Origin of the sequence: Amycolatopsis thermalba, assembly GCF_023376025.1 — a bacterium.
Lineage (GTDB): Bacteria > Actinomycetota > Actinomycetes > Mycobacteriales > Pseudonocardiaceae > Amycolatopsis_E > Amycolatopsis_E thermalba.
Genome location: NZ_CP091196.1, coordinates 4,664,755 through 4,687,382 on the forward strand (window position 1 = coordinate 4,664,755; position 22,628 = coordinate 4,687,382).

Here is a 22,628-nt window from a genome sequence, read left to right on the forward strand (position 1 = left end):
ATTCGTCTTGGCTTGGTGCGGTCCTCTGTTCATGAGTTCTCCATGAAAGCAGAATCGGGTCACTCTGTCTTTCCCGGAGGTGTGCATGACCGAGGCAGTCCGCCTCCTGAACCCCGACGGCACGGTGCATCCCGACGCCCGCTACGCGATGCCGGACCGCGCGGAGCTGCGCGCCCGCTACCGCTCCCTCGTGCTGGGCCGCCGCCTCAACGAGCAGGCCGGCGCGCTCGTCCGCCAGGGCAAGCTGGCGGTCTACCCGTCGTCACACGGGCAGGAGGCGTGCCAGGTCGCGGCGGCCGCGGTGCTGCGCCCGGGCGACTGGCTCTTCCCCACCTACCGGGACACCGTCGCCGCGGTGGAGCGCGGCGTCGACCCGGTCGAGGTCCTGATGATGCTGCGCGGCGACTGGCATTGCGGCTACGACCCCACCGCCCACCGCGTCGCGCCGCAGTCGACGCCCCTGGCGACCCAGCTGCTGCACGCCGTCGGCGTCGCGCACGCCGCCACGCTCAAGGGCGAGGACACGGTGGTGATGGCGCTGTGCGGCGACGGCGCCACGAGCGAGGGCGATTTCCACGAGGCCCTCAACTTCGCCGCGGTCTTCCGCGCCCCCGTCGTCTTCCTGGTGCAGAACAACAAGTACGCGATCTCCGTCCCCTTGGCACGTCAGTCGGTCGCGCCCTCCTTGGCGGACAAGGGGATCGGCTACGGCGTCCCCGCCGTGCTGGTCGACGGCAACGACGTCGCGGCGCTGCTGGCGGTGCTCGGCGAAGCCGTCACACGTGCCGCGACCGGCGGCGGCCCGACCCTCGTCGAGGCCGACACCTACCGCATCGAGGCGCACACCAACGCCGACGACGCCACCCGCTACCGCGACGAATCCGAGGTCGAGGAATGGCGGACCCGGGACCCGCTGACCCGGTTGCGCACCTACCTCGGCCTGACCGGCGAGGAGTTCCGGGACGAGGCCGAGGAACTGGCCGCCCGCCTGCGCACCGGCCTGTCCGCCGAGGGCGCGCCCGATCCGGCCGAGCTGTTCGCGCACGTCCACGCCACGCCGACCCCGCAGCTGACCGCGCAGGCAGACCTGCTGCAGGCCGAGCTGGAAGCCGAGGAGGAGCCGGCATGACCGCGACCAAGGTGACGATGGCGCAGGCCATCAACACCGCACTGCGCGACGCGATGACCGAGGACCCCTCGGTCGTCGTGTTCGGCGAGGACGTCGGCCCGCTCGGCGGCGTCTTCCGGGTGACCGACGGGCTCACCGGCGCCTTCGGCGAGCAGCGCTGTTTCGACACGCCACTGGCCGAGTCGGGCATCGCCGGCATGGCGATCGGGATGGCCATGAACGGCTTCCGCCCGGTGGTCGAGATGCAGTTCGACGCCTTCGCCTACCCGGCGTTCGAACAGATCACCAGCCACCTGGCGAAGATGGGCAACCGCACCCGCGGCCGCGTCCGGCTGCCGGTGGTCGTGCGGGTCCCCTACGCCGGGGGCATCGGCGGGGTCGAGCACCACTGCGACTCCTCCGAGGCCTACTACGCGCACACCCCGGGCCTCACCGTCGTCGCGCCCGCCACGAACGAAGACGCCTACGGCCTGCTCCGCGAAGCCATCGCGAGCCCGGACCCGGTGATCTTCCTCGAACCGAAGAGGCACTACTTCACCCGCGAGGAGGTCGACTTCGCGCGGGCGGTTCCCCCGATCGGCCGCGCGGTCGTGCGCCGCCCGGGCCGGGACGCCACCCTCATCGCCTACGGCCCGTCCGTCCCGGTCGCGCTCGCCGCCGCCGGCCAGGCCGCCACCGAAGGCCGCGACCTCGCCGTGGTCGACGTGCGCTCGATCGTGCCGTTCGACGACGAGACGGTCACCAGGGCCGTCGCCGCCACCGGCCGGGCGGTCGTCGTCGCCGAGGCGCCGGGCTTCGCCTCCGTCGCGGCCGAAATCGCCGCGCGGGTGAGCGAGCAGTGCTTCCCCTACCTGGAGGCGCCGGTCCGCCGCGTCACCGGCTTCGACATCCCTTACCCGCCACCGAAACTCGAACACCACCACCTGCCCTCGGTGAACCGGATCCTGGACGCCGTCGACGAGCTGAACTGGGACGCCGCATGAGCGACACGTTCACCCTGCCCGACCTCGGCGAAGGGCTCACCGAAGCCCAGCTGGTGCGCTGGCTGGTCGCGGTCGGCGACACCATCGCCGTCGACGCGCCGGTCGCCGAGGTCGAGACCGCCAAGGCCGTGGTCGAGGTGCCCTCGCCCTACGGCGGGGTCGTCACCGAGCTGCACGGCGAGCCCGGCGGCACGGTGCTGGTCGGCGCACCGCTGATCACGGTGACCGCGGACCAGCCCGCGGCCGCCGCTTACCGCGAGGAAGAGCGGGCGGGCTCCGGCAACGTCCTCATCGGTTACGGCACCAGCACCGCGGCCAACGGCCGTCGGAGGCGCCGCAGGCCCGCCGGCACCCGGACCGTGGTGCTCGACCGGCCGCGCACCCAGTCACCGATCGTGCGGAAGCTGGCCCGGGAACGCGGCCTGAACCTGGCCACGCTCACCGGGAGCGGACCGGACGGGCTGATCACCCGCGCCGACGTGGAACGCGCCGCGGCCCCCTCGGCGGGCGACGACCCACGCACCGGCCTGGGGATCCGCGAACGGGTGCCGATGACGGGGATCCGCAAGGCGATCGCCACCACCCTGAGCCGCAGCCGCCGCGAGATCCCCGAGGCGACCACCTGGGTCGACGTCGACGCCAGCGCTCTGGTGGAGCTGCGTGAATCGCTGGCGGGCGCGGGGATCCTGGCGTTGCTCGCGCGGTTCGTGGTCGCCGGGCTGGCCCGCTTCCCCGAGCTGAACGCGCGGGTGGACGAGGGCGAGATCGTGCAGTTCGACGGCGTCAACCTGGGCATCGCCACGCAGGCCGGACGCGGGCTGGTGGTGCCCGCGGTCAGGCGGGCCGACCGGATGAGCGCCCGCGAACTGGACGCCGAGATCCGCCGCGTGGTCACGGCGGCCCGCGACGGCGCGGTGCCGGAACCGGTGGCGGGAACGTTCACGCTCAACAACTACGGCTCGTTCGGCGTGGACGGCAGCGCGGCGATCATCAACCACCCGGAGGTCGCGATCCTCGGCGTGGGCCGGATCCTGCCGAAACCGTGGGTCGTCGACGGCCAGGTCGTGCCCCGGCACCTGACCCAGCTGTCGCTGGTGTTCGACCACCGCGTGTGCGACGGCGGCACCGCGGCCGGATTCCTCCGGTTCGTCGCCGACGCCGTGGAAAACCCGCTGTCCGCGCTCGCCGATCTCTAGGCCCCGCGCCGCGATGCGGCCAGGTGTACTTGGCCATCAGGTTGGTGGCAGTCGGCTGGTGGGTGGGTGGCCGCCGAGTGCGTTGTGGCGGCGTTGGGTGTTGTAGTGCTCGAGCACGTGCCGGAGTGACCAGCGATAGGCCCAAGCGTTGCCGGTCATCCGGGGATGCCGCGACGGGCGAAGGAGGCGATCGCTCGGGCTGGTTTCCCGCTGGGCGCGGCCGAGCGCGATATGAGCCTGCGGCCACCCGCGTGCTATCGCTGGACGATCAGCAACCTGCACAGAAACGTGGTGCGGGCATTACGGCGGGACACGGGAGCCTCCGGTCGAGCGTGGTCCTAGACAAGCCACACCCCAACCGGAGGCTCTCCCCAAAGGGCGTCACCTACGTGTTCGCCGCGTCAGTCGAGGCCGAGGCCCCGGCGTCCGGTGTCGTTCAGCTGCTCGACGGTGAAGCGGCCTTCCCAGTCGCGCTCGTAGTGTTCGGCCGGGAAGTCCGCTGGGCTCGATCCGGTGCGGAACGCTTCGCGCACGCTGGCCGCGTACTCCTCGTTGCGGGGGCACCACGGGGCGGCCGGGATGTACATGACGTTGCCCCAGCCCTGCTGGTCGGCGACCGGCGCGACGCTGTGGATCACGTCGCAGTGCCACCACACCGAGTCGCCGGCCCGCACGTCCGGGATGCCGGACAGTGCCTCCATCAGGTCGGCGTGCCACTTGTGCCCGGCCGGGAAGACCTGGTTGACGGTGACGCCGCACATGTCGTCTTCGGGCACGTCGGTCAGCAGGGGACGCAGCATCAGGTACGCCATGGCCTCCGGGATCGGCACGGCGTGCAGGACGCCCTGGTCGTGGTCCATGTCGGACAGTGCGGTCCAGCCCTGGAAGGTGCGGAACGCCGAGCACATCGTCGAGCCGGGGTACTGCGGGCCCGCGGTGCGGTGCGCCGCGTCCCACGGGTCGTACTCCTCGACCGTGCCGTCGAACAGGTGGCGGAACGCCTTCTGGTAGGCGCTGGTCATCCACAGGTCGAGGGTGCCCGGATCGCTGTGCGTGCCCAGGCCCGCCGAATCGGCGCCCGGCGGGCGGCGGCGGATGCGGTCCGGGTACAGCGCGTGGCGGTCCGGATCGAACCACCGCACCCCGCCGGATTGGTGCCGCCAGAACGAGTTCAGGAACGCCTGCACGGTCGCCATCCGGTCGCTCTGCCGGGCCTGCATCTGCGCCGGCGACCAGTAGATCGGGTAGATCTCGGGTTTCGAGCCGACACTGCCGAAGAAGTCGTCGCCGGGCCCCCGGTAGTTCTCGAAGAACCGGTTCCGTTCGACGTAGTCCACGATGCCGGCGTCCCAGGCGAGGGCCTGCTCGCGGTCGAAGTGCCCGCGGACGACGAGGCACCCTCGTCGTTTCACGAGGTCCCGCTGTTCGTCGCGGACGGTGCCGTGCGCGATGTCGGCGTAGTCGAGGACGGGCCAGACCGCCTTGCCCTGCCGGCGGTCGGAGCCGATCTCGGCGACCCGCTCGGCGATGCGCCGCTCGACGACGGCGAACACCTCCTCCACGGAGCGGCCCGACGCCGCGATGCGCGCCCGCAGCGCCGACTTGATCTCGCGGATCGCTCCGGGAAGGTCCTCGGGCACGCTCTCCCAGTGGGGCAGTTCCGTTGCGGCGGCCGGCATTCCAGCAGGGTAGCGAGCGCTCCACTTTTAGGCAAGAGTCCTAACTAAAACTGGCTTCGCGTGGCGATCCAGCTGCGCAACTCCCCCAGCGCGTGCGACCGCGCTCCGGCCAACGCCGGTTCGGCGACGACCTCCGCCGCCCGCACCGGCACACGCCGGGGCAGGCTGCGAACGCGCTCCTCGATCGCCCCGAGGAGGGCGGGCTCGGTTCCCCACTCGCCGCCGAGCACGACGACCTCCGGATCGCACACCGCGAGCAGGGCCGACAGGACTCCGCCGATCGCGGCGGCGAGCGCGTCCAGCGTCTCGCCGGGCAGCGCCCGGGACAGGGCTTCCACGTCGATCGCCGCCGAGCCCGGCCGGCGCAACCCGAGCACGCGGAACACCTCGGTGAACGCGACCGCGCGGCCGTCCGGGCCGTGGGTGACGAGGTGCGCGATCTCCCCGGCCAGCCCGGACGCCCCGCGGCGGACCTCGCCATCGCTGACCACCGCGCAGCCCAGCCCCGCGCCCAGGTGCAGGTAGGCGAAATCGTCGAGCCCCTGGGCCGCGCCGGACGCTCGTTCCGCCCGCGCCGCCCAGTTGACATCGTTGTCCACCCGCAGCGAGCCGGCGATCAGCGGCCCCACCTGCTCGGCCGGCGACAGCTCACCGATGAGGAACGGCGCGTCCGGCAGGTGCACCAGGCGCCCCGTCCGCCGGTCCACCGGGTCGGCGGCGCTCACCGCCCCCACCAGCAACGGGCCAGGCAGGTCCGCGCGCACCCGGTTCACGACTCGGCGCAACGCCACCGCCACCTGCCGGGGCGTGGCCGGCCGCGACACCGCGTGCCGCGCCCGCGCGAGGACTTCGCCATGACAGTCCACGCCCTCGGCCACCACACCCTCCGGCGCGATGCCGACGACGAGCGCCGCACCGACGTCGTCGGCGAGGGCGTAGTAGGACCCCACGCGTCCACGGCCGGACGTTCGCTCACCGGTATCACGCAGCACACCCGACTCGGCCAGCCGGCGCACGCTCTCCGAGACCGTGGGCTTCGAGATCCCCGTGACCTTCGCCAGCTCGGCGCGTGTCAGCCGGCGGTGCTCCATGAGCGCGCGCAGCACGTGCTCGTCGGTCAGGCTGCGGAGCAGCTCCAGCGAAGGCTTGGCCGTGGTCACGGCACCAGTTTAGTTAGGAGACCTTTCTTTGGCGCGAGACCGGTCACACGCGGACGGCCCGCTCCCGCGACCCGGCCGGACGTCCTCGCGCGCCTGGCTAGCTCGTCTCCCGGAGGCGGGCCCGGTAGCGGGCCGGCGCCTCCCCCGTCCACCGGTGGAACGCCCGCGTGAACGCGCTCGTCTCGGAGAATCCCAGCCGCGTCGCGATGGACGCTATCGGGTCGTCCGTTGTCCGCAGCGCCGTCTCGGCCGTCTTCGCCAGGACCTCGTCGCGGATTTCGCGTAGGGAACTGCCCTCCTGACGCAACTGCCGGCGCAGCGTGGGCACGCTCGTCGTCAGCGCCGCCGCCAGCTCCTCCGCCGTGACGATGTGCCGCCGCGCCAGGCCGCGCTCGATCAGCTGCCGCACCCGGCGGGCCAGCGGGAGCGTGCCGGGCTCGCTCGCCAGCCACTCGCCGGGCGCGCGGGCCACGTAGTCGACCACCGACTGCTCGTCGTGCGCGATCGGGCTCGCCAGCGCGCTCGCGGGGAGGATCAGCGCCGGGAATTCCCCGGCGCCGTACCGGATTTCCTCGCCCAGCAACAACGCGATGTCCGCGCTGTTGGGCGGTTCCGGGAACGGGAATTCGACCCGCACCTTCGGGGTGGCGCGCCCGATGGCCCAGCCGATGATCCGGTCCGCGATCGCCGCCACCATCACCGTCAGCAGGGGACCCGCGCCGGGCGGCACGTGCAACCGGAGCGCGTGATCCCTCCCGCACGGCTCCAGCTCGAGATCGGGGAACCCGGCCAGCGGCTTGACGAGCATCGCGAGCCGGTCGATGCCCTCGCGCAGGGTCGGCACGCCCGCCATGGCGTGGGACAGGATGTGCAACGTCCCGCGCGGCACCGGGGCGGCCCCGAGACCGAACAGCTCGTCGCCGGTCATGCGCCGCAGGGCGACCGCCAGCCGGACCGCCTGCTCGGCCGTCACCCGCAGGTCGTGCGGGCGGGTGCGGATCGGCGACAGGCCCGCTTCGACCAGCAGCCGCGGCAGGTCGATGCCCCGCTCGACGGCCAGTTCGACCGCCGCGACCGCGAACGACGCCGGGATCCGGTACGCCACCCCACCCTCCTTCCCGCGATCGTTCGAGTCAAGACGACCGTGATCGGTTCGGTCAAGTCCTTGCTCGCGAGGGTCAACGCGCGGCGCCCGGCAAAAGTTACCGTCGGGTCGGCAGGCAAGTGCCGAACCGGAGGAACCCAGGATGAGCCGGAAGGTCTACGTCATCGGTGTCGGGATGACGAAATTCGAAAAACCCGGCCGTCGCGAGGGGTGGGACTACCCCGAGATGGCCAGAGAGTCCGGCACGAACGCGTTGCGGGACGCCGGAATCCCCTACGACCTCGTCGAGCAGGCTTACGTCGGCTACGTCTACGGCGAATCGACTTCCGGGCAGCGCGCGGTGTACGAGCTGGGCATGACCGGCGTGCCGGTGGTCAACGTCAACAACAACTGCTCCACCGGGTCGACCGCGTTGTACCTCGCCGCGCAGGCGATCCGCGGCGGGCTGGCGCGCTGCACGCTCGCGCTCGGGTTCGAGAAGATGCAGCCGGGTTCGCTCGGCGCGATGTACGACGACCGCGAACAGCCGATGACCAGGCACATCCAGGCGCTCGCCGAGATCTCCGAGGTGCTGTTCCCGCCCGCGCCGTGGATGTTCGGCGCCGCCGGGCGCGAGCACATGCGGCGGTACGGCACCACCGCCGAGCACTTCGCGAAGATCGGCTACAAGAACCACAAGCACTCGGTCCACAACCCGTACTCGCAGTTCCGCGACGAGTACTCGCTCGACGACATCCTCGGTTCGCGGACGATCTACGACCCGCTGACGAAACTCCAGTGCTCGCCGACCTCGGACGGCTCCGGCGCGGCCATCCTGGCCGGCGAGGACTTCGTCGACGAGCACGGCCTCGCCGGTCAGGCCGTCGAGATCGTCGGGCAGGCCATGACCACGGACTTCGCGTCCACTTTCGACGGTACCGCGAAGAACATCGTCGGCTACGACATGAACGTCCGCGCCGCGCGGTCGGTCTACGACCAGTCCGGGCTCGGCCCCGGGGACTTCCAGGTCATCGAGCTGCACGACTGCTTCTCCGCCAACGAACTGCTGCTCTACGAGGCGCTGGGCCTGTGCGGCGAGGGCGAGGCCGCGCAGCTGATCGACGACGAGCAGACCACCTACGGCGGCAAGTGGGTCGTCAACCCCTCGGGCGGCCTGATCTCCAAGGGACACCCGCTCGGCGCGACCGGTCTCGCGCAGTGCGCCGAGCTGACCTGGCAGCTGCGCGGCACCGCGGACCGGCGGCAGGTCGAAGGCGTCACCGCGGCGCTGCAGCACAACATCGGACTCGGCGGCGCCGCCGTCGTCACCGCCTACCAGCGCGCCGAGCGCTGACCCCACGAGGAGGACAACCATGGGCAGCATCCACGTTTCCGCCGAACTCCCGGCCGCGCCGGAGAAGGTGTGGCAGACCTTTTCCCAGCCGGACAGGTTCGAGCAGTGGCTGACCATCCACACCAGGTGGAAGGGCGACGTGCCGGCCGAGTGGCGCCAGGGCTCCCAGGTCAGCGAGGTCGTGACCATGCTGGGGATGGCCAACACGATCACCTGGACCGTCGAGGAGTACGACGCGCCGAAGAAGCTGGAGATCTCCGGCACCGGCATGGCCGGGGTCAAGGTGCGGTTCACGCTCTCGGTCGAGCCCGCGGGCGCCGGCGGGAGCACCGCCACCATCGACGCCGAGTTCACCGGCGCGATGATCGTCGGCGCGCTGGGCAAGGCCGTGGAGAAGGACGCGCGCAAGAACCTCACCGAATCCCTGGACAAGCTCAAGGACCTGGTCGCCTGATGCCGGAGAACTTCGATCCGGCCGGGCTCGGCGTCTGGACCGGCGCGGTCCGGCACACGGTGACCCGCGACGCGGTGATCGGCTACGCCAAGGCCACCAACGACCCGATCGAGGCGCACCTGGCCGGTGACGTGGCCCCGCCGGTGTACGCGATCGTCCCGGTCTTCCCGTCGCTGATGGAACCGGCGCTGGAGGTCGTGCCGCTGCGCCTGCTCGGCAGGATCCTGCACGGCGAGCAGGACTTCGTGTTCCACCGCCCGATCCGGCCCGGTGACGAACTGGTCGCCAGGGGCCGGATGACCGGCTGGAAGGGCGGGCAGAGCGGAACCGCCGCCTGCGTGTACCTGGAAACCCGGGACACGGACGGCGAACTGGTCAACGAGCAGCGCGTGACGTTCTTCGTGCGTGGGTTCGACACCGGCGACCGCCGGGGCGAACTGGCGCCGGAGCACGTCTTCGACGAGTCGTTGCGGCGGCGGGCACCGGTCGCCACGGTCACCCAGCACATCGACGACGACCAGCCGCTGCGGTACGGGCCCGCCGCCGGTGACCCGATGCCCATCCACCTGGACGAGGACGTCGCCAGGGCAGCCGGCCTGCCGGGGATCATCGCCCACGGCCTGTGCACGATGGCGTTCACGTCGTGGGCGCTGCTCACCGAGCTCGCCGGCTCCGACGTGCGGCGGCTGCGGCGGCTCGCGGTCCGCTTCGCGAAACCGGTGCTGCCGGGCCAGGACATCACGACCACGGTGTGGCGCAGGGACGCCACCACCTACGCCTTCGAGACCACCGCCGGTGACGACGTCGTCGTCAAGGACGGCCTCGCGGAAATCAGGGAGTAGCCATGGGAACGCTGGACGGGCGCGTCGCGGTCATCACCGGCGCCGGCCGGGGCATCGGCCGCGAGCACGCGCTGCTGTTCGCCGCGGAGGGCGCCCGCGTCGTGGTCAACGACCTCGGCGGCGCCAACGACGGCACCGGGTCCGACGCCGGGCCCGCGCAGGCGGTGGTGGACGAGATCCGCGCCGCGGGGGGCACCGCCGTGGCGAACACCGGCAACGTGGCGGACTGGTCGGGGGCGGAGAAGCTGGTCGCCCAGGCGGTCGCCGAGTTCGGCCGGCTCGACGTGCTGGTGAACAACGCCGGCATCCTGCGTGACGCGTTCATCGCCGGGCTCGGCGAAGCCCAGTGGGACGCCGTGATCTCCGTGCACCTCAAGGGACACGCGGCGATGCTCCACCACGCGGCGGCGCACTGGAAGCAGCGCGCCAAGGACGGCGACCGGCCGGACGCGGCGGTGATCAACACGGCGTCGGCGTCGGGGTTGACCGTGCCGAACGCGGGCCAGGCCAACTACGGCGCGGCGAAGGCGGGCATCGCCGCGCTGACCCTCGTCGCGGCGGAGGAGCTGGAGCGCTACGGCGTGCGGGTCAACGCGATCGCGCCGATCGCCCGGACGCGGCTCACGCTGGCCACCCCCGGCATGGGCGCGATCTTCGCCGCGGAGGCCGGCGAGGGCGAGGCCGATCTGTTGTCCCCGGCCAACATCGCGCCGCTGGTGGCGTACCTGGCGCGGGCGGGGTGCCCGTTCACCGGCGAGGTCTTCGCGGTGCAGGGCGGGTCGATCCAGCGGCTGCGGGGCTGGACGGCGGCCCAGACCGCCGAACACGACGGCATGTGGTCGGTCGAGGCGGTCGCGGAGAAGATCGGCGGGTGGTCCGCGTGAGCGGCTGGAGCGAAACGGAACTGCTGATCCGCGACAGCGTCCGCGCCTGGGTGGACAAGGAGGTCCGCCCGCACACCGCCGAACTCGAAACCGGTGCAGTGCCGCCGTACGCGATCATCCGCAAGTTCTGGGCCGACTTCGGGGTGGGTGCGATGGCCTCGGACGCGCTCGGGAAGTTCCTGGGCGAGCGGAAGTCCTCCGGCGGCGGGGGTGGCGCGTTCGCGGGCCAGGCGGGCCTGCCGCTGATCGTGGCGAGCGAGCTGGCCGGGGTGAGTCTCGGGATGCTCGTCTCGATCGGCGTGAGCCTCGGGCTGACGGCCCAGACGATCCTGGCGAAGGGCACGCCGGAGCAGAAGCGGCGCTGGCTGCCCAGGCTGGTCACGTTCGAGGACGTCGGCGCGTGGGCGATCACCGAGCCCGGCTCGGGTTCGGACGCGTTCGGCGGCATGCAGACCACGGCGCGCCGCGACGGCGACGGGTACGTCCTCAACGGGCAGAAGACGTTCATCACCAACGGCCCGTTCGCGGACGTGCTGGTGGTGTTCGCGAAACTGGACACCGGCGAGGGCATCCCGGTGCGCGACCGCCCGGTGCTGACGTTCGTGCTGGAGAAGGACGATCCCGGCCTGACCCGCGGCAAGCCGTTCCGGAAGATGGGCATCATGTCCTCGCCGACCGGCGAGCTGTTCTTCGACGACGTGCGCCTCGGCCGGGACCGCCTGCTGGGCGGCGCGGAACCCGTCGCGGGCGCGGACGCCAAGACCGAGGTCAAGACCGGTTTCACGCTGGAGCGCGTCGGCGTCGGCGCGCTCGCCCTCGGCATCATCAACGAGTGCCACCGGCTGAGCGTCGAGTACGCGAAGACGCGGATGGCGTGGGGCCAGGAAATCGGTCGCTACCAGCTGGTCCAGCTGAAGCTGGCGAAGATGGAGATCGCGCGGATCAACGTGGAGAACATGGTCCTGTCGGCGGTGGCGGGCCTGCGTGAGGGCAGGACCCCGTCGCTGGCGGAGGCGTCGGCGATCAAGCTCTACGCCTCCGAAGCCGCGACCGACGTGGCGATGGAGGCGGTCCAGCTCTTCGGCGGGAACGGGTACATGGCCGAGTACCGGGTGGAGCAGCTGGCGCGGGACGCGAAGTCGCTGATGATCTACGCGGGCAGCAACGAGATCCAGGTGACCCACATCGCGAAGGGGCTGCTCGCGCGGGGATGACCGGGGCGCGGACGGGGGACGGGCGGTGGGTGTGGTGCGCACCCACCGCCCGTCCCCCGCCGGTCAGGGTTTACCGGGCGGACGCCCACCGCGCGTGCCGGGGCGCGGACGTCGTCGGTGAACATGTCGCGCCGGCGGATGGCCAGCGTGCACGCCACGCTGATCGCGGTGGTCACCGCGAGGTAGGCGAGCACACCGTTCGTGCCGATGCGGTCGGACACCCTGCCGAAGATCGGGATGAACACGACCATCACGACCGCGGCGATCATCACCGCCTGCAGCAAGGGCTGCCGATCCAGGTCCAGGGTCCCGCTGCCGTAGGAGATCACGAACACGGCCCAGGCGTTGAACGCCACGCCTTCGGTCAGCCTGCTGCCCATGCCGAGCAGCAGGTGCCGCCGCGAGATCCGGTCGCGGACCAGTTCGCGCGCCGGGACGGTCGATTCGCCCTCCTGCTCGGCCATCTTCCGGAACGCGGGCGTCTCCACGATCTTCACGCGGATGAGGAGGCCGACGACGACGAGCACCGCCGACAGCAGGAAGGCGATGCGCCAGCCCCAGGCGAGGAACGCGTGTGGGTGGTCAGCGCGGGCAGCTGCTCGGGCAGGCCCGCCAGGTACGCCTCGACGTCGAGCGAGTGCGCGAGGATCGCCTTGCCGGAAGCGGTGGTGTACAAGGGGAACGGGGCCCCGGGGTGCTGTTCGAACCGCAACGGGAGGGTGGACTGGACTGGGCCCGCAGCAGCACCACGGACTCGCGGCCGTCGCGGATCGCGATGTTGACCGACTCCTCGGTCTCCTCGTTGACCTGCCGGATCACCGGCAGCGCCCGCTCCAGGCCGTGGACGCGCTGCGCGGCCTGGCCGAGCAGGATCGCCCCCGGGCCCAGGTGGTAGCAGTCGGTGTGCGGGTTGTGCGTGACCAGGCCGTCCACGCTGAGCGCGCCGACGACGCGGTGCGTGGTGCCCGGCGTGAGGTCGAGACGCCGGGCGATGACGGACAGGGACAGCTCCCCGCCCTCGTCCCGGAGCAGCCGCAGCACCGCCAGCGCGCGCCGGATGGCCTGCGTTCCGGCTGGCGGCTGGGCTCCTGTGTGGTTCACGGGCTTCCGTCGTCGTGGCGATCTCCTGACCGGGTCAGGTTACCAGTCCAGCGGGCGGGCACCGACCGCTCGGGAAACCGCCGTCACCAGCTAGGACGTGTCACCGCCGGTCAGCGCGGTTCTGCTTCGCGTCGCCTGGACTGCGGTGAGCAGCGCGGTCGCCCGGACGTCGGCCGCGCTGCAGCCGCGGGACAGGTCGTTGACCGGCGCGGCGAGTCCTTGCAGGATCGGGCCGAACGCGCGGGCGCGGCCGAGCCGTTCGGCGATCTTGTAGCCGATGTTGCCGGCGTCGAGGTTCGGGAAGACGAGCACGTTGGCCCGGCCCGCGACCTGGGAGCCGGGTGCCTTGCGCAGCCCGACACTCGACTCGACCGCGGTGTCGAACTGCAGCTCGCCGTCCACCTGACAGCCCGGGTCGCGCTCGCGCAGCAGGGCGGTGGCGCGGCGGACGCGCTCGACGCGTTCGTGCGTGGCGCTGCCGAGCGTGGAGAACGACAGCATCGCGATCACCGGCTCCTCCCCCGTCAGCGTCCGGTGGGTGCGCGCCGAGGCCAGCGCGATCTCGGCCAGTTCCCCGGCCGACGGGTCGGGCACCACGGCGCAGTCGGCGAAGGTCAGGCACCGCCCGTCGGGCAGGACGAGCAGGAAGCAGCTGCTCAACGTCGCGCTGTCCGGGACGAGCCCGACGTAGCGCAGGCACGCCCGCAGCACGTCGGCGGTCGGCCGGTTCGCGCCCGCGACACACGCGTCGAACGCTCCGGTGGCGACGCCCGCGACGGCGGTGCTGACGGGGTCGGCCAGCGCGTCCGGGATCCGGCCGGGCTTCTTCGCCAGACGGGTCGTGATGAGACCGCGGACCGCCGCGTCGGCGGCGAGATCCCGGGTGTCCACGATGGACTCACCCGGGAGCCGGACTCCGGTGTGGTGGCAGGCCCGGCGGATCGACGCCGGATCGCCGACGAGCCGGGGCGCGACGCCGTCTTCGTCGTGCAGCAGCGCCGCCGCCTGGACGACGCGGGGGTCGTCGCCGTCGGCCAGCGCCACCGTGGGCCGGGTGCCGGCCAGCACCTCGCGCCATCGGTCGTGCAGGGGAAAGGTCACGCGGCACCACTTTCGTGAGGACGGCGTGCCGGGCGCACCGGTTTGCGCCGCGCGTCGCGGCGGAACGGGTCACCCGGCTCGGGCGAGCACAGGACCTCGAGGACCGTGGTGCGGCCGGAGGTCATCTGCGCGTCGACCGCCGTGCGCAGCGCGGGACCGACCTCGTCGAGCGCATCGACCACGATGCCGTCGGCGCCCATCGCCCGCGCGGTCCCGGCGCCCCGCGGCCGGCGGTGGAACACCACGGCGGTGACCGGGATGCCGTGGCGCACCGCGGTCGCGACCTCGGCCATGCTGCTCCCCCACGCGCCGTCCCCGGCGTAGGCGATCGCGGGCCGCTCGGGACGCGCGACCTTGGCCCCGATGATCCTCGGCAGCGCGTGCCCGCAGTTGCCGAAGCTCATCGGCGGGAAGAAGCTGCGCGGCTCCTCGAAGCGCAGGTAGCTGTGCGCGACGGAGTTGATGGTGCCGATGCCGGTGGACACCATCGCGCGCCCGGGCATCGCCTTCGCCAGCTCGCGGAGGACCTGGCGGGGATGCAGCCGGTTGTGCTCCTGCTTCTCCGGGGTCCAGGCGCTGAGCTGCCGTTCCCACATCGCCTTTTCCTCGCGGATCCGGCCGGCACGCCGGCCTCGGGTCGCGTCGCAGGCGAGCGTCCGCGGGCGCAGCCGCTGCGTCAGCGCGGCCGCCGCCTCCCTGGCGTCACCGCGGATGCCGACGTCGATCTTCTTGACCAGGCCCAGCATCGTGTGGTCGGCGTCGACCTGGATGATCTTCGCGTTCCCGGGCCAGTAGTCCATCCCGTGCTGCGGCAGCGTGCCGAACGGGCCGAGCCGGGTGCCGAGCGCGAGGACGACGTCCGCCTCGGCGATGAGCCGCATGGCGGCCGTCGAGCCCTGGTAGCCGAGCGGGCCGCACCACTGCGGGTGGCTCGCCGGGAACGAGTCGTCGTGCTGGTAGCTGTTCACCACCGGCGCGCCGAGCCGCTCGGCGAGTTCGCGGCATTCCGCGATGCCGCCGGAGAACACGACACCGCCGCCCGCGACGATCACCGGGAAGTCCGCCCGGGCGAGCAGGCCGGCCGCCTCGTCGAGGCCGCGGGTGTCACCCGGGCCGCGGCCGGGCCGTCGCGGCCGCGGGATCTCGGTCTCGATCTCGCCGGAGAAGTGGTCGCGTGGGATGCTGAGCTGCGCCGGCCCCATCTCGGACCTGGCGCGGTCGAATGCCCGCGCGGTCAGCTCCGCCATGCGGTTCGGGTGGTTCACGTGGGCCCGGTACTTGGTGAACTCCGGGAACATCGTCCCGGCCTCCGGGGTGATCACGACCACCGGGCTGTGCGCCCAGAACGCGGCCGCGATCGCCGTGACGCAGGTGCTGATGCCGTTCTGGCCGATGACCACGCCGGGGCGCCCACTGGCGCGGGCGTAGCCGTCGGCCATGTGCGCGGCGCCCAGCTCGTGCACGACCGGGATCAGCCGGATGCCGGCCGGCGCGAAGATCTCCCTCGCATCGGTGAACGCCGAGCCCGTGCTGCCGAAGATCTCGGTCACGCCGTGGGCCGCCAACGTCTCGACGAAGGCCTCCGCAGGGGTCATCTTCCGCGGCCCCGTTGCTCGCTCGCTCACAACCCACTCCCCTGCGCGTCACACAATGTGGAACGTGAGATTCCGGAATCTGGCTGAGATCGCACTGTAAGGGGCGCGACGCGGCCAAGTCAACGGGTTGTCTTCGAGTCCGAGACAATATGTACTGTTTTCCGAGATATCAGGGAGACTGTTTTCCGGCCGTCCTGCGCGGCAACCCCAGGGATGACCGAACCGCTTTGTCAGCCAAGGACGCGATCGATGACCTCAACCGTAGAGTCCCGGCGCACCGCCGAGCCGATGCTCGCCGGGGAGCAGACCCGCGCCCAGAACTTCCTGGTCAAGCTGTTCGCGATCGTGCCGCTCGTGGCGCTGCTCGCGGCGGTGCCCTTCGCCTGGGGCTGGGGCCTGGGCTGGACCGACGTCGGCCTGGCCGTCGGCTTCTACTTCCTCACCGGCCTCGGTGTGACGATCGGGTTCCACCGGTACTTCACGCACGGCGCCTTCAAGGCCAACCGCGGCCTGCGGATCGCGCTCGCCATCGCGGGCAGCATGGCCATGCAGGGCCCGGTGATCGGCTGGGTGGCCGACCACCGGCGGCACCACGCCTACGCCGACCGCGACGGCGATCCCCACTCGCCGTGGCGTTTCGGCACCACGCCCGCCGCGCTGGTCAAGGGCTTCTGGCACGCCCACATGGGGTGGCTGTTCCAGCGGGAACAGACCAATGCCCGCCGCTTCGCCCCGGACCTGCTGGCCGACCGCGACATCATCCGGATCAACCGCTGGTTCCCGGCGCTGACGGTCGTGACCCTGCTCGCCCCGGCGCTGCTCGGCGGGCTGATCACGCTGTCCTGGTGGGGCGCCGTCACCGCGTTCTTCTGGGCCGGCCTCGTGCGGGTGGCCCTCCTGCACCACGTGACCTGGTCGGTCAACTCGCTGTGCCACATGATCGGCGACCGGCCCTTCGCCGCGCGGGACAAGTCCGCGAACTTCTGGCCGCTGGCGATCGCCTCCATGGGCGAGTCCTGGCACAACTCCCACCACGCCGACCCCACCGGCGCCCGCCACGGCGTGCGCCGCGGCCAGCTGGACATGTCCGCCCGCCTGATCTGGGTGTTCGAGAAACTCGGCTGGGTCACCGACGTCCGCTGGCCGCGCGCAGATCGCCTGGCCCGCAAACTCAACCCCGGCTACGAAGCCTCACCGCGCCGCTGAGCCCGGTCACGGGCGGCGCCGGCGTGCGGTGTGCCGGAGCTGGAGGATGCGCGCGGAGCCGATCAGGGCGATCAGCAGAGCCCCGGCGACGGCGGCGAGAAGCATGGCCACACCGATGGGCAGGGTCCCGCCGGCGCCGAGGAACGTCAGCTCGGTGCGGGTGGGGTTCTGCAGGATGAAGATCAGCAGGACCACCAGGACGAGTACGGCGATGATCACCGCGACCCAGGTGCCGCTGATCCTGGTCCGCGCCACGCGGGTCTTCCGGGCGCGGGAGGCCGGCGCGGGTTCACCGGTGGTGGCCTGCGGTGCCGCCGGGCCGGCGACGACCGGGGCCGGCGGCGCCGCGTCGTGCTGGTTCTCCGGCTGAGGAAGCGGTGTGTCGGTGCCGTAGCGGGCGCGGGCGCGCCGAGCGCGGTCCAAGAGGTTCGACATGACGTGCCTCGTCTGTGGTCCCGGTGCGGGCTGGCACTACCGGATGTGGTGTCGTCGTGGCCGGATGTGTTCAGTCTACGCGCACAGCGGCGTCTGGCGTGCCCCCGATCCGCGGGGGTTCAGCGGACCGTTGTCGTCGTCGTGCCGGTGAAGCGGAATTCGACGGCCGTGGGTAGTTCTTGCAGGTCGAGGGCCTGACGCAGCCGGGGCAACGTCTCGGTGCTCAGCCGCTGCCGGATTTCGGTGGGGGACGCCCGCTGCTCGGCGTGGATGACGACCGTGAGGGCGGCGTCGTGCGGTGTGCCGGTCAGGACGGCGTCGGCGGCGGCCACGTCGGGGTAGGTTTCGATCTCCTCGGTGAAGGGTTCGACCGCGGTGGTGGTGGCCAGCTCGGTGCGCCCCCGGGCGGGGTCGTTCTCCAGGCGCCAGACGCGGCTGCGGGGCTTGCGGACCAGTTGTGCGGCGAGCCAGCGCAGGCACAGGAGCCCGACGAGGACGGCGACCGCGGTGATGACGTAGAGCGCCCAGGTGGGCGGCCTCCCGGTGCCGGGGACGACGGTGCCGGCCGGATCGACCACGGCTCGCCACCCGAAATGGGTGGCGAGGATGAGCCCGCCGGCGGCCGCCAGCAGCAGCCCGAGCAGTGCGAGCAGGCCACGGTTGAGCCGCCCGGGCGGGTTGGGAGCGCTCATTCCTGGCTCCTCGTGCTGAGCACCCGGACGCGCAGGGCGGGGCGCGTTGCCGGGGAGATGTCCTCGATCCGTCGTTCGAGTGCGGCACGCACGGCGTCGGCCAGTCCCTCGCCGCTCGCCCGGTCGGTCCGCACCTTGGCGGTGACGACGCGGCGGCGCACGGCGAGCTTGGCACCGCGCACACCGTCGACCGCTTCGACCGCCGCACGCAGGGTGGTCCGCAAACCCCGGCGGGACGCGCCCGAGTCGAGACCGCTGCCGTCGTCCTCGAGCGGCACGACCGTCGCCGCCCCGGGCAGGACCGCGGCCAGCAGCAACACCAGCCCGAACGCCGCGAGGACGCCCCCGGCGATCGCGGCGCCCACGCTGTCCCACCGCGTCCGGTTCAGGGTGCCGGCCACCGCGTCGTAGCTGAGGAAGGGCTGATGCCCGGTCAGCATCTGAATCGCACACGTCGCGACCAGGACGGATGCCGCGAGGAGCACCAAGGCGGTCAGAGTCGCGGGAACGCTGCGGCGGGGACGGCGGATCATCGGACCCTCGCGGTGGTGGCGCGGCCGTGCAGAGCGGTCACCGTGATGTCGATCCGCGTCACCGCCAGGCCGGTCAGCTCGCCGACTCGCTCGATCAGGTGAGCCCGCACCTGTTCACAGGTCGCGGCGACCGGCACCGGGTAGGTGATCGACAGCCGGACCTCCAGGTCCACGGTCGCCCCGTCGACCCGGGCCCGGACGCCCGCGGCGCGGTCGGCCTCCTCGGCACCGACGGTGACGCCGAAGAGGCGGCGGGCCGAGCCGCCGACCGGGCCGACCTCGGTCGCCGCGCACGCGGCCAGGCGCTGGATCGCGCGCTCCGCGATGACGGTCCGGCCGCGCTCGCTCATCTCCTGCTCGCCGCGGTCGACGACCGGCGGCGAATCCGGCGCCGCCATGGTCAGCGACGATCGCGGCCGGTGAGCTGGGACAGATCGAGCTTGCCGTCCGCCACCCGGCCGGCCAGCAGACCGAGCGCGCCGAGGACGAGCACGACCAGGAAAGCGGTGAAACCGCCGAACGCGCCCGCGAGACCCAGCACGAGGCCGGACAGCAGGCCGAGAACCGTGAAATTCATGACTGGTCTTCCTTCACTGCGACTCGCGCGGGTGCCGCGGGCGCGGCCGCCGGCAACACGATGTCCATGACCGCCACCCGCACCGGACGGTCGACGGCTCCGACCGCGGCGCGCACCGCGGCGTCGATTTCGGCGACGGTCGCCGGATACCGGCTGACCACCCCGATGGTGATCTCGTCCGGCCGGATGCGGACGCCGGCGACCCGGCGGCCGGGCAGGTACGTCGCGATCTCGCCGTGGCCGCTGTCCAGATCCGCGATCACCGGCAGCGACCGCACCGCGGCGGCGATCCGATCGGCCGCGAAATCGGCGGTCACTGCAACCTGGTCTGCTCGGGCTCGGCCTCTTCGTCGGGCAGGTGCACGTCGTTGACGGCGATGTTGACCTCGACGACCTCCAGGCCGGTCATCCGCTCGATCGCCGTGATGACGTTGCGGCGGACGGAGCGCGCCAGGTCCACGATCGAGACGCCGTACTCCACGACCAGCTCGAGGTCCACGGCGGTCTGCCGCTCCCCCACCTCCACCGACACGCCTTGCCCGGCACTGGCCGACGCGCCGGGAATGCGCTCCCGGAGCGCACCGAACGCCCGCGCCGCGCCCCCGCCCAGGGCGTGCACGCCGGCGATCTCGCTGGCCGCCAGACCCGCGATCTTCTGCACGACCGCGTCGGCGATGGAGGTCGACCCTTGTTCGGTGACGAGCTGGCTCGGCGAGCCCGTGTTCCCGCCCGACGGCGAGTTCACCGATGCGTTCTGTACCGGCGGTGTTGTCATGGTGCGCTCCTTCGAGTCTGCGGGACGACGGGCCCGGCGCGGCGGATGCCGGTGCGGCTCCCCGCCTCAGGAGCTGGGTCCCCAGCACGCACTCGCGTACTTCGTTCCAGGGGTAGCCCACGGTTTCGGGAAACAAACGTCGTTCGTTCCCCATTTTCCGCAGCGCGGGGCCGTTGAGCAGGCTGTTCGTCGGGGCACTACTGACGGTGTCGCCGGTCCGCCACGGCGGTATCGAACGGGTGACCTACCGCCGGTGCCGCCGCCGCGGCGGCCGGCCGCATTGGTGTCCGCTGTGGACGGATCGGCTGAACGCCGGCCGGTCCGCGCCTGCTACTGCTTGGTCGCCCTCAGCGACAGCGACAACGGCACCTTCGGGTACTGCTCGGGCAGCCGGTACATGCCGTCGTCGTCCCGCTCCATTCCGGGGAAGTACGGCCAGGTCAGGCGGGTGTGTTCGTGGACCCAGTCGAGGCGGAGCCCGGCGGCGGCGAACGCGTTGAGCATGTCGGCCAGCGGGTGGATCCACTCGTGGCTCGCCAGCGCGGCGGCCTGGTCCCCGGTGTAGGTCGTGCCCGCGGGCTCGACGATCGGCCGCTCGGGGGGCGTGCGCCAGTCGTCGCGCACCGTCAGCCGCCCGTCGGCCAGTTCCAGGCACAGCATCATGGGGTGGCCGTCGGCGAAGTAGAGGGATCCGCCGGGTTTGAGCAGCGCGGCGACCACCCGCGCCCAGGCCGCCACGTCGTGCAGCCAGACGATCGTGCCCCAGGTCGTGTAGACGAGGTCGAAGTCACCGTCGAGGAGTTCCCGCGCGGCGTAGACGTCCCCTTCGACGAACCGGACGTCGGTGCCGGTCCGCCGCGCGAGCTCGCGGGCCTCCGCGATGGCGGGCGCGGAGAAGTCGATCCCGGTGACGCCGGCGCCACGCCTGGCCAGGCAGATGGAATCCATCCCGAAGTGGCACTGCAGGTGCGCGATCCGCAGCCCGCGCACGTCCCCGATCTCGGCGGCCTCGATCGGGAACAGCACGTCCTTGCCGGCGAGGAAAGCCTCGACCTGGTAGAAGCCCGACGCGTCGCGGCGGTGCACCGCCACGCGTTCGTCCCAGAGCTCGCGGTTCTTCCCGTAGGCGGTGCGCAGATCCGGCATTCGATTCCTTCCCCCGAAAGTTTCGTCGCTCCACGGTAGCGACCGGGGGCAACCGATTTCCCGGCTGCGGCCTCAGCTGGGCGTCTCTCGCAACGAGACGGCACGTGTCTCCGGCAGGAAGGGCAGCACGACCAATCCGACGATGTACAACGAACCGAGGATGACGGCCGCTTTCGTCACGCCGCCGAAGGCGAGCACGAGGTTGCCGAACACGATGGGGCCGGCGGCCGCGATCAGGCGGGTGGAGTTGAACACGAAACTGATCGCCGTCGCGCGCACCCGGGAGCGGAACAGTTCGGGCAGGTAGATCGCGAAGGCCGCGAACATCCCCAGGGTGAAGAACCCGTTCACGGCGGCCATCCAGACGACCGTGGTGGCCGAATCCGCGGTGAGGTAGAGAACCGCGGTCGTCACCACGGCACCCACCAGGTACACCGCGATGTACCGGCGCCGGCCGATGGCGTCGGCGAGGAAGCCGCCTGCGATGTACCCGGCGATCGATCCGACGGTGTAGGTGATTCCGGCCAGGCTGGTCAGGTGGTCGACGCCCGCCTGCCCCGCACCGCCGGCGAGCTGCCTGACGAAGAGCGGCAAGGAGGTCGACACGGTGTAGTACGCGCCGATCGAGAACAACGACAGCACGAGCGTGAGCAGCACCCGGCGTCGGCTCACCCGATCGTGGAACACCTGGGCGAGAGTGGAACGGCCGCGCTTCGCGGCGTCGCGGCCGGCGGATCGCTGCCAGACCGCCGACTCGGGCACGTTCCGGCGCACGTACAGCGTGAACAGGGCCGGCAGGACGCCCAGGACGAAGACGACCCGCCACATGCCGGGACCGAACTCGCTCAGGACGAGCCACACCGCGGAGGCGAGCAGCGCGCCGAACCCGAAACCGGCCTGCATGGTCCCGGCGGCCTTCGAGCGGGCCCGGGTCGGCCACGTTTCGGCGATGAGCGCCGTTCCGGTGCCCCACTCGCTGCCGAGGGAAAGACCGGTCAGGAAACGGAGGACGAGCAGCATTTCGAGGTTCTGGGAAAGCGCCGTCAAACCCGCGAACGCCGAATACGCCGCGATCGAGAAGAGCATGACGCGCTTGCGCCCGATCCGGTCGGCGATCACCCCGCCGATCACGCCGCCGATCGCCCACCCCAGCAGCGTGACGCCGACCGCGATTCCGCCCCACAGCGGCAGATTCGCGCGCTGGGCCGGGTCGAGGAGCTGGCTCAGCATCGGCGTCAGCACCACGGTCAGCGCGTAGGTTTCGTAGCCGTCGAAACCCCAGCCGAGAAACGCCGCGAACAACGAGCGCCAATTCGCCGCGGTGACGTCGCGGTACCAGGGGCCGGTGTTCGCGGACAGGCGAGGCTTGGTTTCCTCATCGTTGAGGGCCATTTACTTCTCCTCATCGAACCAGTAATGGCACCGCGGCGGGTCCGGCAACTGTAGGCACCACGCGGCCGGGTCCGCTTCGGGGAGACGCCCGATCCG

At 71.9% G+C, this 22,628-nt stretch carries 25 protein-coding genes and 1 pseudogene; 9 read left to right on the forward strand and 17 right to left on the reverse strand.

The window, feature by feature from the left end:
• Nucleotides 1-85 precede the first annotated feature (85 nt).
• The 3 genes from L1857_RS22600 to L1857_RS22610 are packed head-to-tail and all read left to right on the forward strand — an operon-like array spanning nucleotide 86 to nucleotide 3,308.
• Nucleotides 86-1,129 carry a thiamine pyrophosphate-dependent dehydrogenase E1 component subunit alpha gene (locus L1857_RS22600; protein ID WP_116112359.1) on the forward strand — a complete coding sequence of 348 codons (1,044 nt, stop codon included), beginning with the start codon at nucleotides 86-88 and terminating at the stop codon, nucleotides 1,127-1,129.
• Entirely contained in the window at nucleotides 1,126-2,112 is a 987-nt protein-coding gene (locus tag L1857_RS22605; RefSeq protein WP_094007602.1) for an alpha-ketoacid dehydrogenase subunit beta, read from the forward strand. Before L1857_RS22600 ends, L1857_RS22605 begins: the two co-directional genes overlap by 4 nt.
• Complete coding sequence (locus tag L1857_RS22610; RefSeq protein WP_116112365.1) at nucleotides 2,109-3,308, forward strand: dihydrolipoamide acetyltransferase family protein; 1,200 nt, start codon at nucleotides 2,109-2,111, stop codon at nucleotides 3,306-3,308. The genes L1857_RS22605 and L1857_RS22610 overlap by 4 nt, the downstream gene beginning before the upstream one ends.
• 36 nt (nucleotides 3,309-3,344) lie before the next feature.
• Here L1857_RS22610 and L1857_RS35780 read toward each other — a convergent pair.
• The 4 genes and pseudogenes from L1857_RS35780 to L1857_RS22625 form a co-directional block, all read right to left on the reverse strand.
• Nucleotides 3,345-3,479 (reverse strand): annotated as a pseudogene (locus tag L1857_RS35780) (IS481 family transposase); the annotation flags it as partial.
• A 230-nt stretch (nucleotides 3,480-3,709) separates the two neighbouring features.
• Nucleotides 3,710-4,987, reverse strand: coding sequence for a DUF1479 domain-containing protein (locus tag L1857_RS22615; RefSeq protein WP_116112368.1), 1,278 nt, complete (start codon nucleotides 4,985-4,987; stop codon nucleotides 3,710-3,712).
• Between the two features lie 44 nt (nucleotides 4,988-5,031).
• Entirely contained in the window at nucleotides 5,032-6,147 is a 1,116-nt protein-coding gene (locus tag L1857_RS22620; protein ID WP_094007605.1) for an ROK family transcriptional regulator, read from the reverse strand.
• Between the two features lie 97 nt (nucleotides 6,148-6,244).
• Nucleotides 6,245-7,252: an AraC family transcriptional regulator gene (locus tag L1857_RS22625; RefSeq protein WP_094007606.1), complete on the reverse strand. Its 1,008-nt coding sequence runs from the start codon at nucleotides 7,250-7,252 to the stop codon at nucleotides 6,245-6,247.
• A 142-nt stretch (nucleotides 7,253-7,394) separates the two neighbouring features.
• Between L1857_RS22625 and L1857_RS22630 the strand changes: the two genes are divergently transcribed.
• Genes L1857_RS22630 through L1857_RS22650 form a run of 5 tightly spaced genes read left to right on the forward strand, consistent with a single transcriptional unit; the run spans nucleotide 7,395 to nucleotide 11,979 of the window.
• Nucleotides 7,395-8,585 carry a lipid-transfer protein gene (locus tag L1857_RS22630; protein ID WP_116112370.1) on the forward strand — a complete coding sequence of 397 codons (1,191 nt, stop codon included), beginning with the start codon at nucleotides 7,395-7,397 and terminating at the stop codon, nucleotides 8,583-8,585.
• Between the two features lie 19 nt (nucleotides 8,586-8,604).
• Nucleotides 8,605-9,039, forward strand: a complete 435-nt coding sequence (locus L1857_RS22635; RefSeq protein ID WP_094007608.1) for a type II toxin-antitoxin system Rv0910 family toxin — start codon at nucleotides 8,605-8,607, stop codon at nucleotides 9,037-9,039.
• Nucleotides 9,039-9,881, forward strand: coding sequence for a MaoC/PaaZ C-terminal domain-containing protein (locus tag L1857_RS22640; protein WP_116112372.1), 843 nt, complete (start codon nucleotides 9,039-9,041; stop codon nucleotides 9,879-9,881). The genes L1857_RS22635 and L1857_RS22640 overlap by 1 nt, the downstream gene beginning before the upstream one ends.
• Nucleotides 9,882-9,883: 2 nt before the next feature.
• Nucleotides 9,884-10,765, forward strand: a complete 882-nt coding sequence (locus L1857_RS22645; RefSeq protein WP_094007610.1) for an SDR family oxidoreductase — start codon at nucleotides 9,884-9,886, stop codon at nucleotides 10,763-10,765.
• On the forward strand, nucleotides 10,762-11,979 hold the full coding sequence (locus L1857_RS22650; protein WP_094007632.1) for an acyl-CoA dehydrogenase family protein: 1,218 nt from the start codon (nucleotides 10,762-10,764) through the stop codon (nucleotides 11,977-11,979). Before L1857_RS22645 ends, L1857_RS22650 begins: the two co-directional genes overlap by 4 nt.
• On the opposite strand, the gene L1857_RS22655 is transcribed toward L1857_RS22650, so the two are convergent.
• The 4 genes from L1857_RS22655 to xsc all read right to left on the reverse strand — a co-directional run bounded on the left by L1857_RS22655 (nucleotide 11,916) and on the right by xsc (nucleotide 15,776).
• Nucleotides 11,916-12,527: an MFS transporter gene (locus L1857_RS22655; protein WP_116102034.1), complete on the reverse strand. Its 612-nt coding sequence runs from the start codon at nucleotides 12,525-12,527 to the stop codon at nucleotides 11,916-11,918. The two genes, L1857_RS22650 and L1857_RS22655, sit on opposite strands and share 64 nt — an antisense overlap.
• A gap of 34 nt (nucleotides 12,528-12,561) precedes the next feature.
• Nucleotides 12,562-13,080 carry an IclR family transcriptional regulator gene (locus L1857_RS22660; RefSeq protein ID WP_240323320.1) on the reverse strand — a complete coding sequence of 173 codons (519 nt, stop codon included), beginning with the start codon at nucleotides 13,078-13,080 and terminating at the stop codon, nucleotides 12,562-12,564.
• Nucleotides 13,081-13,170: 90 nt separating this feature from the next.
• Nucleotides 13,171-14,181: a phosphotransacetylase gene (locus L1857_RS22665; RefSeq protein ID WP_116112376.1), complete on the reverse strand. Its 1,011-nt coding sequence runs from the start codon at nucleotides 14,179-14,181 to the stop codon at nucleotides 13,171-13,173.
• On the reverse strand, nucleotides 14,178-15,776 hold the full coding sequence (gene xsc, locus L1857_RS22670) for a sulfoacetaldehyde acetyltransferase (protein WP_116112379.1): 1,599 nt from the start codon (nucleotides 15,774-15,776) through the stop codon (nucleotides 14,178-14,180). The genes L1857_RS22665 and xsc overlap by 4 nt, the downstream gene beginning before the upstream one ends.
• 249 nt (nucleotides 15,777-16,025) lie before the next feature.
• On the opposite strand from xsc, the gene L1857_RS22675 reads away from it, so the two are divergent.
• The gene (locus L1857_RS22675; RefSeq protein ID WP_198958327.1) at nucleotides 16,026-16,982 is read left to right on the forward strand and encodes an acyl-CoA desaturase; all 957 of its coding nucleotides are present in this window, start codon (nucleotides 16,026-16,028) and stop codon (nucleotides 16,980-16,982) included.
• A gap of 6 nt (nucleotides 16,983-16,988) precedes the next feature.
• Here L1857_RS22675 and L1857_RS22680 read toward each other — a convergent pair whose 3' ends face one another.
• The 9 genes from L1857_RS22680 to L1857_RS22720 all read right to left on the reverse strand — a co-directional run bounded on the left by L1857_RS22680 (nucleotide 16,989) and on the right by L1857_RS22720 (nucleotide 22,532).
• Nucleotides 16,989-17,417 carry a lipopolysaccharide assembly protein LapA domain-containing protein gene (locus tag L1857_RS22680; RefSeq protein ID WP_233157426.1) on the reverse strand — a complete coding sequence of 143 codons (429 nt, stop codon included), beginning with the start codon at nucleotides 17,415-17,417 and terminating at the stop codon, nucleotides 16,989-16,991.
• A gap of 119 nt (nucleotides 17,418-17,536) precedes the next feature.
• Nucleotides 17,537-18,109, reverse strand: a complete 573-nt coding sequence (locus L1857_RS22685; protein WP_116112381.1) for an alkaline shock response membrane anchor protein AmaP — start codon at nucleotides 18,107-18,109, stop codon at nucleotides 17,537-17,539.
• Nucleotides 18,106-18,642 (reverse strand): DUF6286 domain-containing protein, encoded by a 537-nt coding sequence (locus tag L1857_RS22690; RefSeq protein ID WP_094007615.1) that lies wholly within the window; start codon nucleotides 18,640-18,642, stop codon nucleotides 18,106-18,108. Before L1857_RS22690 ends, L1857_RS22685 begins: the two co-directional genes overlap by 4 nt.
• Nucleotides 18,639-19,040, reverse strand: a complete 402-nt coding sequence (locus L1857_RS22695; RefSeq protein ID WP_094007616.1) for an Asp23/Gls24 family envelope stress response protein — start codon at nucleotides 19,038-19,040, stop codon at nucleotides 18,639-18,641. The genes L1857_RS22690 and L1857_RS22695 overlap by 4 nt, the downstream gene beginning before the upstream one ends.
• A 2-nt stretch (nucleotides 19,041-19,042) precedes the next feature.
• Complete coding sequence (locus tag L1857_RS22700) at nucleotides 19,043-19,219, reverse strand: hypothetical protein (RefSeq protein WP_094007617.1); 177 nt, start codon at nucleotides 19,217-19,219, stop codon at nucleotides 19,043-19,045.
• Complete coding sequence (locus tag L1857_RS22705) at nucleotides 19,216-19,536, reverse strand: hypothetical protein (RefSeq protein ID WP_094007618.1); 321 nt, start codon at nucleotides 19,534-19,536, stop codon at nucleotides 19,216-19,218. The genes L1857_RS22700 and L1857_RS22705 overlap by 4 nt, the downstream gene beginning before the upstream one ends.
• Entirely contained in the window at nucleotides 19,533-19,994 is a 462-nt protein-coding gene (locus tag L1857_RS22710; RefSeq protein WP_094007619.1) for an Asp23/Gls24 family envelope stress response protein, read from the reverse strand. Before L1857_RS22710 ends, L1857_RS22705 begins: the two co-directional genes overlap by 4 nt.
• A gap of 330 nt (nucleotides 19,995-20,324) precedes the next feature.
• Nucleotides 20,325-21,140 (reverse strand): class I SAM-dependent methyltransferase, encoded by an 816-nt coding sequence (locus L1857_RS22715; RefSeq protein ID WP_116112389.1) that lies wholly within the window; start codon nucleotides 21,138-21,140, stop codon nucleotides 20,325-20,327.
• Between the two features lie 72 nt (nucleotides 21,141-21,212).
• On the reverse strand, nucleotides 21,213-22,532 hold the full coding sequence (locus L1857_RS22720; RefSeq protein WP_116112391.1) for an MFS transporter: 1,320 nt from the start codon (nucleotides 22,530-22,532) through the stop codon (nucleotides 21,213-21,215).
• Between the last annotated feature and the right edge of the window lie 96 nt (nucleotides 22,533-22,628).

Excerpts from the sequence above, each read along its gene's own strand:
- L1857_RS22645 (WP_094007610.1), top strand. The coding sequence starts at position 9,884 with ATGGGAACGCTGGACGGGCGCGTCGCGGTCATCACCGGCGCCGGCCGG.
- L1857_RS22720 (WP_116112391.1), bottom strand. The coding sequence starts at position 22,532 with ATGGCCCTCAACGATGAGGAAACCAAGCCTCGCCTGTCCGCGAACACC.
- L1857_RS22690 (WP_094007615.1), bottom strand. The coding sequence starts at position 18,642 with ATGATCCGCCGTCCCCGCCGCAGCGTTCCCGCGACTCTGACCGCCTTG.
- L1857_RS22630 (WP_116112370.1), top strand. The coding sequence starts at position 7,395 with ATGAGCCGGAAGGTCTACGTCATCGGTGTCGGGATGACGAAATTCGAA.
- L1857_RS22685 (WP_116112381.1), bottom strand. The coding sequence starts at position 18,109 with ATGAGCGCTCCCAACCCGCCCGGGCGGCTCAACCGTGGCCTGCTCGCA.
- L1857_RS22600 (WP_116112359.1), top strand. The coding sequence starts at position 86 with ATGACCGAGGCAGTCCGCCTCCTGAACCCCGACGGCACGGTGCATCCC.
- L1857_RS22695 (WP_094007616.1), bottom strand. The coding sequence starts at position 19,040 with ATGGCGGCGCCGGATTCGCCGCCGGTCGTCGACCGCGGCGAGCAGGAG.
- L1857_RS22700 (WP_094007617.1), bottom strand. The coding sequence starts at position 19,219 with ATGAATTTCACGGTTCTCGGCCTGCTGTCCGGCCTCGTGCTGGGTCTC.
- L1857_RS22715 (WP_116112389.1), bottom strand. The coding sequence starts at position 21,140 with ATGCCGGATCTGCGCACCGCCTACGGGAAGAACCGCGAGCTCTGGGAC.
- L1857_RS22680 (WP_233157426.1), bottom strand. The coding sequence starts at position 17,417 with ATGTCGAACCTCTTGGACCGCGCTCGGCGCGCCCGCGCCCGCTACGGC.
- L1857_RS22605 (WP_094007602.1), top strand. The coding sequence starts at position 1,126 with ATGACCGCGACCAAGGTGACGATGGCGCAGGCCATCAACACCGCACTG.
- L1857_RS22640 (WP_116112372.1), top strand. The coding sequence starts at position 9,039 with ATGCCGGAGAACTTCGATCCGGCCGGGCTCGGCGTCTGGACCGGCGCG.
- L1857_RS22635 (WP_094007608.1), top strand. The coding sequence starts at position 8,605 with ATGGGCAGCATCCACGTTTCCGCCGAACTCCCGGCCGCGCCGGAGAAG.
- L1857_RS22675 (WP_198958327.1), top strand. The coding sequence starts at position 16,026 with ATGACCTCAACCGTAGAGTCCCGGCGCACCGCCGAGCCGATGCTCGCC.
- L1857_RS22610 (WP_116112365.1), top strand. The coding sequence starts at position 2,109 with ATGAGCGACACGTTCACCCTGCCCGACCTCGGCGAAGGGCTCACCGAA.
- xsc (WP_116112379.1), bottom strand. The coding sequence starts at position 15,776 with ATGACCCCTGCGGAGGCCTTCGTCGAGACGTTGGCGGCCCACGGCGTG.
- L1857_RS22710 (WP_094007619.1), bottom strand. The coding sequence starts at position 19,994 with ATGACAACACCGCCGGTACAGAACGCATCGGTGAACTCGCCGTCGGGC.
- L1857_RS22615 (WP_116112368.1), bottom strand. The coding sequence starts at position 4,987 with ATGCCGGCCGCCGCAACGGAACTGCCCCACTGGGAGAGCGTGCCCGAG.